The sequence below is a fragment of the Paucibacter hankyongi genome, assembly GCF_037482915.1.
GTDB lineage: Bacteria > Pseudomonadota > Gammaproteobacteria > Burkholderiales > Burkholderiaceae_C > Paucibacter_A > Paucibacter_A hankyongi.
This window is the reverse complement of sequence record NZ_JBBHJX010000013.1, coordinates 64,475-77,465: the sequence shown is the minus strand read 5'-3', so window position 1 is coordinate 77,465 and position 12,991 is coordinate 64,475. Positions and strand designations below refer to the sequence as shown.

The following is a 12,991-nucleotide window of genomic DNA, read 5'->3' as shown; positions in this document are numbered from 1 at the left end:
CGCTCACTCGGATGCGGATCAACACTCGAGCGATGAATGGGCGTTGTGGTGCGTCTTCCTGCACGGCGATGGCCATCACATCCTGTTTCGCAAACGACTGCTTCTCGGTAGCAAGTCCTACGCTCGGAAAAGGTAGGCCTGGGAAGGGCGCACCGTCTGTATCGGAGGTCGATCAGGGCGGCAAAACTGCGGGGGACTGCGTTGATGCCGGGACACCCTTGAGCGACCTCTGCCCTGTGGCGACTGTGCTTACTTACCGGTCATCGGCGAGGCGATTTTCTGATGAATCGTATGACCGGAAGTGGCCAGGTGCGTGAGTAGAACGAACTAGGGCGGAAGTCGCCTTTGGGAACGAAGCTGACTTCCAGAGTCAGCGGCGAATCAGGTCCACTGGCCAACCCTGGCTTCAAATCCCATACGGCGATACAAGGCTCAGCCCCGCTGTTCAAGCATGCGCCCCGCGGCGAGGCCGATCTGACGCCCGCAGCGTGCGGCCAACCCCAAGTCATGCGTCACCATCAGCAATGTGGAGCCATGCTCGCGGTTCAACTCAAACATCAATTGCATCACCGCGGCGCCAGTGGCAGCGTCCAGGCTGCCGGTCGGCTCATCAGCCATCAACAAGGCCGGCGCAGTGACAAAAGCGCGAGCAAGGGCCACCCGTTGCTGTTCCCCACCGGATAGATATTTGGGGTAGTGGCGCAGGCGAGCCCCCAGGCCCACCCGCTCCAGCATTGCACGCGCCTTCTCGCGCGCGCCTTTGTCGCCGCGCAACTCCAGCGGCAGCGACACGTTTTCCAGCGCGGTCAGATGCATCAAGAGCTGAAAGGACTGGAACACGAAGCCAAGCTTGTGCTTGCGCATGTCCGCCCGGCCATCTTCATCGAGGGCAAAGATGTCCTGCCCCTCCAGCCAGACACTGCCCTGACTGGGGCTGTCAAGCCCGGCCAGCAGCCCCAGCAAGGTGGACTTGCCGGAACCGGAGGCGCCCACCAGCGCCACCGTTTCGCCCGGTTCGACCGAGAAGGAGATGTCACGCAAGATCGTCAGTTCTCCGCTGGCGTCGGGCACATGCTTGCTGACGTTCTTGACCACGATGGCCGGTGTTGTGCTGTTCATGGTTGTTTGCTTTTTTTCAATCAATAGGACAAGCGGCGCGGCCTTAGGCACCACGCAAACTGAGCAAGGGCGCTTGCAGCAGGATCTTGCGTAGCCCCATCCACCCGCCCAGCACCGCGCAGGCGGCGCCCACGCTCAGGCCGGCCAGCCAGAGCAGCGGCGAGAAGCTCCAGTCCAGGTGAAACACCGATTGAGCCAGCGCCCAACTGATGGCCGAAGCGCCAGCCGAGGCCAGCAGTCCAGCCAAGCTGCCCATGAGCAGATATTCGATCCACTGCGCTCTAGAAAGCTGTTGACGGGTGGCACCCAGCGTGCGCAAAAGCGCGGCCTCCTGCATGCGCTGGTCTTGCGAGCCGGCCAAGGCCGCATACAGCACCAGCACGCCGGAGGCCAAGGTGAAGACGAATAGAAATTGGACCGCCGACGCAACTTGGTTCAGCAGCACACGTGCCTGCTCAATCAGGCTGCCAAAATCTATTGCGCTCAGGTTGGGAAAGTCATGCAGCAGCCCGGTGATCAAGAGCTGCTCGCCGGGCGGCAAATAGAAATTGCTCGTGTAGGTGCGCGGCAGATCGACCTTGCTGTCGGGTTTGAGCAAAAAGAAGAAGCCCATTTGCCGGACGCCGTCGGTCTGCTTGTGCAGGCTGGAGATGCTGGCGCTATAAGCCTGACCGGCGAACTCGAAACTCAAGCGGTCCCCCAATTTCAGTTCCAGCCGCTTGGCAAGGCGGGCGCTCACCGACACCTCGGCCTCGCCCTCGGTCGGCTGCCCGCTGGCCGGCTGCGGTTGTTGATGCTTTGCTTGCTGAGGAAGATGCCAGCGGCCGGCCGTGAGCTGATAGTGAGGCGGCAGCGTCGCAGGGTCGGAGAAATCGAACTCCTGCTCGCCTATGCGCAGCGCCTTGGCGTCGCTGAACTTGATGTCGGCGAGGTTCTTGCCGTTGATTTGAAGCAGGCGGCCGCGCATCAAGCTCTGCATCTCGGGCGCACCGATCTTGGCCAGTCGGGCGCTGATCTCGGCGCGTTGCGCCGGCATGATGTTGAAGATCACATGGTTGGGTGCATGGGCGGGCGCGCTGTTTTTCCAGGACTGCATCAAGTCGCCGCGCACCACGGTCAAAAGCAGCAAAGCCATCAAACCCACCGCCAAGGCGACGATCTGGGTCACGGTGGCGGCCGGCCGGCGCTGCAAGGCGGTGATGGCGAAGCGCCAAGTGGGATGGGCCGAGAACAGGCGGCGCGTCAGTTTGAGCGCCCGCAGGCTCAAGATCGCAGCGCCCGCGAAGCCTGCAAAACCGAGCAGGAAGCCGCCGATGCTGAGCAGGCCAAGTTTGAGCTCGCCGGTCTGCCAAAGCAGCAGGCCGGTGAAGGCCAGCAGGCCCAGGCCATAACTCGCCAAGCTCAGCCACTTCAGCGGCATAGCCTCGTGGCGCAGGACCCGAGCGAGCGGCACATGGCGCAGTTGCAGCAAAGGCGGCAAGGCAAAGCCGAGCAGCAAGACCAAACCGCTGGCCAGGCATTGCAGGGCAGGCAGCCAGGTCGGCGCGGGCAGTTCCTGGCTGAGCACTTGACCCAGCAAGGCCAGCAAGACCCAGTGGCCAAGGAAACCGATCGCCACGCCCGACGCGCAGCCGATCAAACCGACCAGCATGAACTCAAGCAGGTAGACGGTGCCGAGCTGATTTTGCGCTAGGCCCAACACGCGCAACATCGCGCTGGCATCGAGGTGACGCCACATGAAACGGCGTGCCGCCATCGCCACCGCCACCGCCGCCAGCATGGCCGAGAGCAGGCTCACCAGGGCCAGGAACTGCTCACCGTTTTTCAGCACCGACCCGAGTTGCTCGCGGCTGCTTGCCAGCGTATCGAAGCTGATCTCCTTCAACTTTCGGGACTCGGCCTCGGCCTGCAGCGTGCTCTTGACCGCCTCCACGGCCGCTGGCGCGCCAGCCAGCAACAATCGGTAGCTGACCTGCGAGGCCGGCCCGATCAATTGGGTGGCGGCCAGATCCGCCTGGGCCATCATCACGCGAGGGGCGAATCTGCGCAGGGCGCCGCTGCTATCGGGTTCGCTGATGATGATTTGAGTGACCCTGAGCGTCTTGTCGCCGAGCTGCAAGGTGTCGCCGAGCTTCAGTCTGAGCTCGCTCAGCACCAGTTCGTCCACCCAGGCGCTGCCCGGCGTGGGCGTGTCGCGAGTGGCAACGCTGAGCTCACCCTGCTTCAAGCGCATTTGGCCGCGCAGCGGGTAGCCGGCGCTGACCGCCTTGACGCCGACCAGGTGTGAACGGGCATTCGCCCCACTACCCGCCATGGCGACGCTGAGGGTCTCGACGGTTTCGGCCGTTTTCAGGCCGTGTTGCGCGGCCATCGCCGGCCAGCCGGCTTCAATCGGTTTGACGCTCGCAACGCGCAAATCGGCGGCCAGCATCTGGCCCGCGTCGCGGTTCATACTGGCCCGCATGCGGTCGACAAAAAAGCCCACCGAAGCGATCGCCGCGACCGACACCATCAGCGCAATCAACAGGAACTGCAATTCACCCGCGCGCCAGTCGCGCAGTGTCATCAACAGGGCAAACTTTGGGGTGTTCATAGGCGTCCACCGGAGCTGGGTGGCCCAATGTAGGTGGGCCCGAGGCGCACCGCCGCGGCGATGTGACGAAGCACGCTATGGCATGGATCAAGTCGGCCAGGGTGCGACCAGAAGCCGTTGATGGACGCGGCAAGCCAATGCAGTCGCTGCCTGGTTCAGCCCAAGGTCCCGACCTTTTCCCCGCGACGTTACCGAGGGTCAATTCACCGCTTAACTGATTTCCCGCAGTCCCGCTGGCCCCAGGGCTTTGCTTGAACTGATACCGTCTGAGTTTGTTTCGCCCAACAAGGTCTCACTCATGCTGTTCTCTCCACTCCAAGTCGGCGCCCTCACCTTGCCCAACCGCGTGCTGCTGGCGCCGCTGACGCGCACCCGCGCCGATGCCGGCCACATGCCCAATGCCTTGATGGCCGAGTACTACGCCCAGCGCGCCAGTGGTGGTCTCTTGATCACCGAGTGCACCATGGTGGCGCCCGGCACGTCAGCCTTCGTGAACGAACCCGGCATCTACTCCGCCGAGCAGGTGCAAGCCTGGAAGCAGGTCACAGACGCGGTGCACGCCAAGGGCGGCCGCATCTTCATGCAGATCTGGCACTCCGGCCGCGCCGCTCACCCAGCGGCCAATGACGGGGCTGAGAACGTCTCCTCTTGCAATGTCGCCATCGAGGGCGATGTGCACACCCCGCAAGGCAAGTTGCCGAATGCGCAGCCGCGAGAGTTGCGCGCCGATGAGTTACCCGCCATCGTCGAGGCCTACGCGCAAGCGGCTCGCAATGCCATCGCCGCCGGCTTCGACGGCGTCGAGGTGCATGGCGCCAACGGCTATTTGATCGACCAGTTTCTGCGTGACGGCGTCAACAAGCGCAGCGATGCCTATGGTGGATCTTTGGAGAACCGTGCGCGCTTCCTGTTCGAAGTGCTCACTGCCGTCACTGCGGCCATCGGCGCGGAGCGCGTGGGCCTGCGCCTGTCGCCGCTGAACAGCTACAACAGCATGGTGGACAGCGACCCGGTCGCCCTGATCGGCTTCCTGGCCGAGCGCCTGAATGACTACAAGCTGGCCTATCTGCATGTGATGCGGGCCGACTTCTTCCAGGTGCAAAAGGCCGACGTCATGCCGGCGGCGCGCGCCAAGTACAAGGGCGTGCTGATTGGCAATATGGGCTACAGCGGCGAAGAGGCCGAACAGGCCATTGAGTCCGGCTTGCTTGATGCCGTCGCTTTCGGCACCAGCTTCCTCGCCAACCCGGACCTGCCTGCCCGACTCAAGGCCGGCGCCGCGCTCAATGCAGTGGACGCCAGCACCTTCTACACGCCGGGTGCCAAGGGCTACACCGATTACCCCACGCTCTGAGCTGAGTAAAGATTCACAGATTCGCGGGCAGCCTCAGGGCTGCCCTTTGTGTTTTGGAGTGTGGAACCGCGGGCCTAGGTAGGATGGCAACACACGACGGAGGATGACTCGGCATGGTCACGACGATCAAACGCGAAGATTTCTGTTTCTTGGTGGTGGACGATTTTTCGACCATGCGCCGCATCATCTCGGGCCTGCTGCGCGAGCTGGGCTTTCGCAAGATCTTGGAGGCCGAGGACGGCCAAGTGGCGCTACGCACCCTGGAGGTGGCGGCCGAGTCGGGCGAGCCGGTGCACTTTGTGCTCAGCGACATCAATATGCCGGTGATGAACGGCTTCCAACTGCTGGAAGCGCTGCGCCAAAAGCCCGAGGGCAGCGAGTTGCGCCAAGTACCGGTGCTACTGGTCACGGCCGAGGGCCGCAAGGAAGACATCGTGCGCGCCGCCCAGCTCGGCGCAAGCGGCTATGTGGTGAAACCTTTCAACAAGGACACCATTGGCGACAAGATTCACCTCGTGCTGAAGAACCGCCACGTGATGGTGGCCTGAAGCCCGCGACAGCGAGTCGGTTCAGACCTTGGGCAAGCTGCCCTTGCGCCAGGCCTCGCCCAAACCGGCCACGCCGCGCTCGATCAAAGCCAGCACATGGTCAAAGCCGGCGGCCGGGCCGAAGTAAGGGTCGGGCACGTCTTGCCCTTCCAGACCGGGCACAAAGTCCAAGAGCAAATGCAACTTGTGCTGCAACTCCGGTGGGCAGAGTTTGCGCAGCACCGCCAGGTTATCGGCCTCCATGGCCAAAACCAAGTCATAACGCTCAAAGTCTTCGGGCTGCACCCGCTTGGAGCGCCACTTCTTTTCGACCGAGAGCTGAGCCCGCTGCAAGGCCGCCAGCGCGCGCGCATCGATGGGCTCGCCGCGCGGGCCGGCTCGTGCACCGGCCGATTGCACCATTTCAAACGCTGAGGCGGCGCCCAGCCCCAGCGATTCGCGGCGCGCTTTCAGCACCGCCTCGGCCATGGGCGAGCGGCAGATATTGGCCGTGCAGACGAACAGAACCGAAGGCACGGCCGATCAGCGCGCCAACTCGGCGCGCATCGCGTCGATGACGGCCTTGTAGTCGGGCTTGCCGAAGATGGCCGAGCCGGCCACAAAGGTGTCGGCGCCAGCGTCAGCGATCTGGCGGATGTTGTCCACCTTCACGCCTCCGTCAATCTCAAGGCGGATATTGCGGCCGCTCTTGTCGATGATTTTGCGAGCGGCTTCCAGCTTCTTCAGCGCGCTGGGCAAAAAGCTCTGGCCGCCGAAGCCGGGGTTGACGCTCATGATCAGAATCATGTCCACCTTGTCGATCACCCACTCCAACACATCCAGCGGCTCGGCCGGGTTGAAGACAAGGCCGGCTTGCTTGCCCTCGGCCTTGATCAGTTGCAGGGTGCGGTCCACATGCTTGGAAGCATCGGGGTGGAAGGTCACCATGTCGGCGCCGGCCTTGGCAAAGGCGACGGCCAGGCTGTCCACCGGCTCCACCATCAGGTGCACATCGATCGGGCATGGCGTGCCGTCCGGCTTGACCGAGTGCTTGCGCAGCGCTTCGCAGACCATGGGCCCGAAGGTCAGATTGGGCACGTAATGGTTGTCCATCACATCGAAGTGGATCCAGTCGGCACCGGCCGCCAGAACGTTGCGCACCTCCTCGCCCAGGCGGGCAAAGTCGGCCGAAAGAATGCTGGGGGCAATACAGAAATTGGTGCTCATGGCGGACCGTCCGGGTGATGCAGAAAAAGGGCGATTCTAAAAGGCCCGGCTTCAGCGCGGTGGATTGAAGGCGCGCCGCGCCGCCAGCACCTCGGCGCGCGTGACGCAGTCGCTGCCATGGTCATTGACCAAACCCATCGATTGGATGAAGGCATACATGGTGGTGGGGCCGACGAACTTCCAGCCGCGGCGCTTCAAGTCCTTGGACAAGGCGCGCGAAGCCTCGGTCTCGGTGGCGGGCTGCGGCGTGTCCAGCGGCTCAGGTTCGAAGCGCCAGATATAGCGAGCTAGCGAACCCTGCTCGGCCACCAGTTCAAGGCAGCGCTGCGCATTATTGATGACCGCTTCGATCTTGCCGCGGTGCCGCACGATGCCGGCGTCTTGCAGAAGGCGCTCAACATCCACCTCGCCAAAACGCGCCACCCGCTCGAAGTCAAATCCAGCAAAACCGGCCCGGAAGGCCTCTCGCTTGTTCAGGATGGTGCGCCAGGACAGGCCCGACTGAAAACCCTCCAGACAGAGCTTCTCGAACAAGCGTTTGTCATCGGCGACCGGAAAGCCCCATTCGGTGTCGTGGTAATGCAGATAGCCGGCGTCACCGGCGGCCGCAGCACACCAGCGGCAGCGAGGACGGCCATCGGGCGGCAGGTAGAAGGCTTGGTCTGGGTTCATGGCACAGCGCGAACGAAAGCAAGGATCGCAGCATAGCGGCCAACAGGCAGAAGGAATGCTGCAGCTCGCCAGCCTGGCCGCCTAGAATCAGGCCATGGCTAATCCGCAACTCAAGTGCAGCGTGCTGGTGCAAGTGCTGCCCGAACAAACCGACGCACAGCAGGGCGTGCACGCCTTCAGCTACCAGATCACGATCGAGAACACCGGCGACATCACCGCCCAGGTGATCGGCCGCCATTGGCACATCACCGATGCCCAGGGCACCGAGCAGACCGTCGATGGCCTGGCCCTGGTCGGCCACCAGCCGCTGCTGGCGCCGGGCGAGAAGTTCCAGTACAGCTCCTGGGCCCAGATCGCCACGCCGCAGGGCAGCATGCATGGCAAGCTGCTGTGCGTCACCGAAGCGGCCGAAGTGTTCTATACCGAGGTGCCCGAGTTCATGCTCGCCGACAGCGGCGCCCTGCATTGATGGCTTGGTTGCGTTCGGCGCAGAGCTGGGACCTCACCGCCCTGTTGAACGCCGCCGACCCACGCGCGCGCCTGGCCAACCGCAATCTGTGGCTGGCCCGCCTGCTGGAGTGGCTGCGCCACCCGGCCACCCGCGATGAAGTAGGCGGCGGCAGCACAGCGCTGCCGGTGCTGCGGCTCAAGCATCTGCTCAACGTGCTGGAGCGCAACCCTGAACATGCGCGCGCGTTCGCCGGCGTGCTGAATTCGATCTGGCGGGACGTCGACGCCATCGGCCTGTTTGCCGATGTCGGCTTCGCGCCGCGCGTGGCCCTGTGGGGCGAGTTTGTGCACCGACTGCGTCAACGCCTGCTGCCGCGCACCGCCGACACCACCGACCTGGGCGAGTTGTTCGACCTGCTGTTCCCGGACGAGTCGGACGAACATTGGTTGCTCGCCCTGGACGATGATTTGCTGCAACGCCTGACACGCCTGCTGCAGTCGGCCTCGCAAGGCGCCGGTCATACGCCGATCAAGGATTGGCAGGCGCCCATGCTGAGCGGGCTGACCACGCTGGTCAGCTCGGTCCGCGCCGAAGGACTGGCCGGCGCGCTGCGGCGCCGCATGAGCGCAGAGTTACTGGTCGGCCAACCGTTCGAACAATTGGCCAGCGCCTGCGATGACCTGGTCGACGCGGTGCGAGACGGCGATGACACCGCGACCACGCAAGCGCTGCAATACCTGCGTGCGCTGCTGGACGCCTGCCGGCGCGCGGCGGCCAGCATTCCCGAACACTTGGAAGCGCACGGCGTCTCGATCGAGATCGTTTTCGCACTCGAACAAGTGCAGGCACGCATTCTGCGCATTGAGGCCCTGCTGGACTGTCTGGTGGCCGAACACCCGCAGCGCGAGATGGCCCGCCTGCTGGCCAGTCTGGTGCGGGTGGTGCATGAGCGCCGCAGTATCACGCAGCTGTTTTCCAGCCACTATTCGCTGCTCGCCCGCAAGGTGGCCGAACGCAGCGCCGAAACCGGCGAGCACTACATCACGCGTGACCGGGCCGACTACCGCTTGATGCTCAAGCATGCGGCCGGTGGTGGGGCCATCATCGCCGGCACCACTTTTGCCAAGTTCAGCGTCATTGCAATCGGCCTGAGCGCCTTTTGGACCGGCTTTTGGTCCGGCGCCAATTACGCGATGAGCTTTTTGATCATCCACCTGCTGCATTGGACGGTGGCCACCAAGCAGCCGGCCATGACGGCGCCGGCGATGGCCCACAAGCTCGAGCACATTGACGACGAGGCCGGGCTGAACAGCTTTGTCGACGAGGTGGCCAATTTGCTGCGCTCGCAGTTCGCCGGCATCTTCGGCAATCTGGCCGTGGTGGCGCCGATTGTGCTGGCCGTGCAACTGGGCAGCTGGCTGCTCTTTGGCGCCCCGATGGTGGGCGAGAAGGCGGCGCATTACGTCTTGCACTCGCTGACCCTGCTCGGCCCCTCGGCGCTGTTCGCCGCCTTCACCGGCGTCTTGCTGTTCGCCAGCAGCATGGTGGCCGGCTGGGTTGAAAACTGGTTTGTGCTGCACCGTCTGGAAAGCGCCATTGCCTGGAACCCTGGCGTGATCGCCAGGCTCGGCCAAGCCCGTGCGCAGCGCTGGGCGCATTGGTGGCGCGACAACATCTCCGGCGTGGCCGCCAATGTCTCGCTCGGCATGATGCTGGGCTTGGTGCCGGTCTTGCTGAACTTTGTGGGCCTGCCGCTGGATGTGCGTCACGTCACCCTGTCGACCGGGCAACTGGCGGCGGCGATTGGCGCGCTCGGCCTGGACATCTTTGGCATGGCCGACTTCTGGTGGTGTGTGGCCGGCATCGCCTTGACCGGTGTGCTGAACCTCAGCGTCAGCTTTTTTCTGGCCCTGAAGGTGGCGCTGCGTTCGCGCGGTATTCGACTGGCCGACCGGGCCCGACTCAGCTCAGCCATCTGGCGCCGGCTGCGCGAACAGCCGCGCAGCTTTCTGCTGCCGCCCAAGCGGGACAAGCAAGCCCAGACGGAGTCGTCCGATCAGCCTTGACGATCGTCGGAGTCCGCCTCGGGGCGTCGTTCGCCCCCTTTGCGGCCCGAGAACATGGTCCACCAGATGATGAACACGAACAGCGCCAAGGCGCCCAGCGCCTCCAGCAATAGCAATCCCATCGCAGCCTCGATTCCTGCCAGCACCCTGCTGCGGCAGGCTGCCGCAACGGTCGCGATTCTAGGGGGACTGGTCGGGTGCAGCACGCCGATGCCCACGCAAGACGCCAATCCGGCGGCGCCGCGCAAGGTGGAGGTCCAAAACCCGAGCAGTCCAAGCAGCCCGCTCGGCGCCGAGGCGCAGCGAGCGCGGGCGGTGCTGCTGCGTGAACGCTCGCGCTGGGTCGAGGCGGACTGGAGCGAGCTACCCGGCTGGGGCGCAGACCGGGCCGCCGAGTTGTGGCCGGCGCTGTCGCGTGGCTGCGTCCGGCCGGCCGAAGGCTGGGCGGGGCTGTGCGCACGCATCAACCAAACTCAAGTGCCCAGCGATGACGCACAAGCGGCGCTGTGGCTGATGCAGCATCTGAAACCCTATCGGGTCGAGAGCCACCAAGGTGAGTCGCAAGGTTTGGTGACCGGCTATTTCGAACCGATGTTGGACGCCACAAGACGGCCGCTGGCCGGCTTTCAAGTGCCGGTGCTGGCGCCGCCCACCGACCTGAACCAGCGCCGCCCCTATTTCACCCGCCAACAGATCGAGTCGGACCCGCAGCTGCGCAGCCGCTTGCGCGCCAATGAGCTGGCGTTTCTGGAAGATCCGCTGGACCTGCTGGTGCTACAGATCCAAGGCTCCGGTCGCCTGCGTATCAGCGACAGCGCCGGCCGCCAACAATGGGTGCGCATGGCCTTTGCCGGACATAACGACCAGCCCTATCAGTCCATCGGCAAGGCCTTGATCGAACGCGGCGAGTTGCGCCCCGGTGAGGCTTCTTGGCCCAGCATTCGTGACTGGCTCAAGCGCAATCCGCAACAGGCACGCGAACTGCTCTGGAGCAACCCTCGCTACGTTTTTTTCCGCGAAGAGCCGCTGCCTGACCCCAACCAAGGGCCGCGTGGCGCGCAGGGCGTGCCCCTGACGCCCGGCCGCTCGATCGCCGTCGACAAGGCCAGCATTCCCTATGGCACCCCGGTCTGGCTCGACGCCAGCGAGCCGCTCAGCGGCACACCGCTGCGCCGCCTGATGATGGCTCAAGACACCGGCAGCGCCATCACCGGCGCAGTTCGCGCCGACTACTTCTGGGGCTGGGGCGCGGAGGCCGAGCAGCAAGCCGGCCGGATGAAGCAGCCGTTACGGTTGTGGGCGCTGTGGCCAGCAGCGGGTCGTTGAGGCTGGGGCGAGCTCAGTCCTGAATCTCCACGCCCTTCCAAAAAGCGTAGTGACCCTTGATCTCAGCGGCAGCCTCGGTGGGCTCGGGATAGAACCAAACGGCGTCGGGGTTCATTTCGCCATTGACGAACAGGCTCAGGTAATGGGCTTGGCCTTTCCAGGCGCAGCCGCTGCGGTGGTTGCTGAAGCTGGTGTATTCGCGCTTCAATGCCTCGGGCGGGAAGTAGTGATTGCCTTCCACCATCACGGTGTTGGCACTCTCGGCCACCACGACACCATTCCAGACTGCCTTTGTCATGCCCTTATCTCCTCAGGTTCATTCATCAACGCGCATGCGCTTGGCCGAAGTATCGGACAGAGCGCCGACAATGCGACGGTGAAACGCTATTACTCCCACCTCGACAAAGACATCTTCATCACCTCAGGCTCGGCCAAGGACTTGGCCCCCGGCAGTTTTGGCATCTGCGCCATTGACGGTGGCGCACAGGGCTGGTCCATCGTGCATATCGGCCCCGAGGGAGACGCCGCCGACCTGGGTGGCGAGAGCTATTTCGCTACGCCCGAAGAGGCCTTGGAATTCGTCAAAGAACTGATCGAGTTGCTGGGCGCATAGCGCACAAGGGCCTGCCATATCGGGCATATACCGGGTCTGTTCGTCATCGACTTGCGCATATGCTGGCGCACCTTTGCAGCCTGACTCCTTGTGGTGATTCCGTTTCCTTTGTTTCTGCTCGGCAGCGTACTGAGCCTGTTGATCACCCGACCCGCCCAAGCCAACACCGCATCGCCGCTTCCGCCGGTGAAGAGCATCGTCTGGTTGACCCCGGACGCGACGCAAATCGGCCAAAGCCGGGTCGGCTTCGGCGTCGCAGACAAACTGGTGAAATTTGTGGCGGCGCAACTGCCCGCCATTGAGCACAGCGTGGTGCGCGCCAATGCCAAGCGCAGCCTGCAGATGTTGGAGCAAGGGGAACCCGCCTGTCACGCTTCCTTGATTCGATCCAGCGAGCGTGAACGGATCGCCTATTTCAGCAACACCCTGCTGCTGGCGCCGATGCAGCTGATCGTGCGCGCCGACAAGGTCGACGCCCTGCCGCGTGATGCCCATGGAGAGGTTGATCTGGCCAAGCTTTTGGCGGACGGTCGACTGCGTGGCGCCCTGACCGACCGGCGCAGCTACGGCGACTACATCGATGCCATCATCGCGGCTCGGCCCGACAACCGAGCCGTGGTCAGCCACTCGCACGGCGACTTTGGGGGCAAGCTGCTGCAGATGCTGCAGGCCGATCGGGCCGACTACCTGATCGACTATCCCACCTCGATGGACCTCATGCTCAGCAAAGCCCCGGAGTCCAGCCAAGAAACCTTGCGAAGCCTGCCCATCCAGGGCGCCAGCGAACTGGTCGTCGGCGGCGTTGCCTGCCCGCGCAATGCCTGGGGACTGGCGGCCATCACCTCGATTGACCGTGCCTTGGGCACGCCGGCCGGCGTGGCCATGCTGCGGGAATCCTCCGACCGGCTGCTGCGGCCCGAGGCCCGGCGCGTCTGCGCTGCGCGCCAAGATGCCTTCTACAAAGAGCGCGCGCGGCCCAGCAAGAGCTTTTGAGCGCAGTGCCGGCAAGCCCTAAACTCGGGGCCACTCTCTGCTCAATTGGA

Annotated in this window: 14 protein-coding genes; 7 read left to right on the top strand and 7 right to left on the bottom strand. The window is 64.1% G+C overall.

What is annotated here, in order from left to right; genetic code table 11:
- Positions 1-432: 432 nt before the first annotated feature.
- On the bottom strand, positions 433-1,119 hold the full coding sequence (locus WG899_RS17275) for an ABC transporter ATP-binding protein (RefSeq protein ID WP_339596893.1): 687 nt from the start codon (positions 1,117-1,119) through the stop codon (positions 433-435).
- 43 nt (positions 1,120-1,162) lie between these two features.
- Positions 1,163-3,712, bottom strand: a complete 2,550-nt coding sequence (locus WG899_RS17270) for an ABC transporter permease (RefSeq protein WP_339596892.1) — start codon at positions 3,710-3,712, stop codon at positions 1,163-1,165.
- A gap of 298 nt (positions 3,713-4,010) precedes the next feature.
- Between WG899_RS17270 and WG899_RS17265 the strand changes: the two genes are divergently transcribed.
- Positions 4,011-5,066: an alkene reductase gene (locus tag WG899_RS17265; RefSeq protein WP_339596891.1), complete on the top strand. Its 1,056-nt coding sequence runs from the start codon at positions 4,011-4,013 to the stop codon at positions 5,064-5,066.
- A gap of 113 nt (positions 5,067-5,179) precedes the next feature.
- The gene (locus tag WG899_RS17260) at positions 5,180-5,614 is read left to right on the top strand and encodes a response regulator (protein ID WP_339596890.1); all 435 of its coding nucleotides are present in this window, start codon (positions 5,180-5,182) and stop codon (positions 5,612-5,614) included.
- Positions 5,615-5,635: 21 nt separating this feature from the next.
- On the opposite strand, the gene WG899_RS17255 is transcribed toward WG899_RS17260, so the two are convergent.
- Genes WG899_RS17255 through WG899_RS17245 form a run of 3 tightly spaced genes read right to left on the bottom strand, consistent with a single transcriptional unit; the run spans position 5,636 to position 7,492 of the window.
- Complete coding sequence (locus tag WG899_RS17255; RefSeq protein WP_339596889.1) at positions 5,636-6,130, bottom strand: low molecular weight protein-tyrosine-phosphatase; 495 nt, start codon at positions 6,128-6,130, stop codon at positions 5,636-5,638.
- A 6-nt stretch (positions 6,131-6,136) separates the two neighbouring features.
- Positions 6,137-6,820, bottom strand: coding sequence for a ribulose-phosphate 3-epimerase (gene rpe, locus WG899_RS17250; RefSeq protein ID WP_339596888.1), 684 nt, complete (start codon positions 6,818-6,820; stop codon positions 6,137-6,139).
- A 51-nt stretch (positions 6,821-6,871) separates the two neighbouring features.
- The gene (locus WG899_RS17245) at positions 6,872-7,492 is read right to left on the bottom strand and encodes a DNA-3-methyladenine glycosylase I (protein WP_339596887.1); all 621 of its coding nucleotides are present in this window, start codon (positions 7,490-7,492) and stop codon (positions 6,872-6,874) included.
- A gap of 94 nt (positions 7,493-7,586) precedes the next feature.
- Between WG899_RS17245 and apaG the strand changes: the two genes are divergently transcribed.
- Both apaG and tlpB read left to right on the top strand, forming a co-directional pair.
- Positions 7,587-7,961, top strand: coding sequence for a Co2+/Mg2+ efflux facilitator ApaG/CorD (apaG, locus tag WG899_RS17240; protein WP_339596886.1), 375 nt, complete (start codon positions 7,587-7,589; stop codon positions 7,959-7,961).
- Positions 7,961-10,009, top strand: a complete 2,049-nt coding sequence (gene tlpB, locus WG899_RS17235) for a transporter-like protein TlpB (RefSeq protein WP_339596885.1) — start codon at positions 7,961-7,963, stop codon at positions 10,007-10,009. Before apaG ends, tlpB begins: the two co-directional genes overlap by 1 nt.
- Here the strand turns inward: tlpB and WG899_RS17230 are convergent.
- Positions 10,000-10,131: a hypothetical protein gene (locus WG899_RS17230; RefSeq protein ID WP_339596884.1), complete on the bottom strand. Its 132-nt coding sequence runs from the start codon at positions 10,129-10,131 to the stop codon at positions 10,000-10,002. The two genes, tlpB and WG899_RS17230, sit on opposite strands and share 10 nt — an antisense overlap.
- 88 nt (positions 10,132-10,219) lie before the next feature.
- Between WG899_RS17230 and mltA the strand changes: the two genes are divergently transcribed.
- The gene (mltA, locus tag WG899_RS17225; RefSeq protein ID WP_339596883.1) at positions 10,220-11,335 is read left to right on the top strand and encodes a murein transglycosylase A; all 1,116 of its coding nucleotides are present in this window, start codon (positions 10,220-10,222) and stop codon (positions 11,333-11,335) included.
- Positions 11,336-11,348: 13 nt separating this feature from the next.
- On the opposite strand, the gene WG899_RS17220 is transcribed toward mltA, so the two are convergent.
- Positions 11,349-11,633, bottom strand: coding sequence for a DUF427 domain-containing protein (locus WG899_RS17220; RefSeq protein ID WP_339596882.1), 285 nt, complete (start codon positions 11,631-11,633; stop codon positions 11,349-11,351).
- A 78-nt stretch (positions 11,634-11,711) separates the two neighbouring features.
- Between WG899_RS17220 and WG899_RS17215 the strand changes: the two genes are divergently transcribed.
- Both WG899_RS17215 and WG899_RS17210 read left to right on the top strand, forming a co-directional pair.
- Complete coding sequence (locus WG899_RS17215; protein WP_339596881.1) at positions 11,712-11,948, top strand: hypothetical protein; 237 nt, start codon at positions 11,712-11,714, stop codon at positions 11,946-11,948.
- A gap of 93 nt (positions 11,949-12,041) precedes the next feature.
- A complete protein-coding gene (locus WG899_RS17210) occupies positions 12,042-12,941 on the top strand; it encodes a TIGR02285 family protein (RefSeq protein WP_339596880.1) in 900 nt (299 codons plus the stop codon).
- The last annotated feature ends 50 nt before the right edge of the window (positions 12,942-12,991 follow it).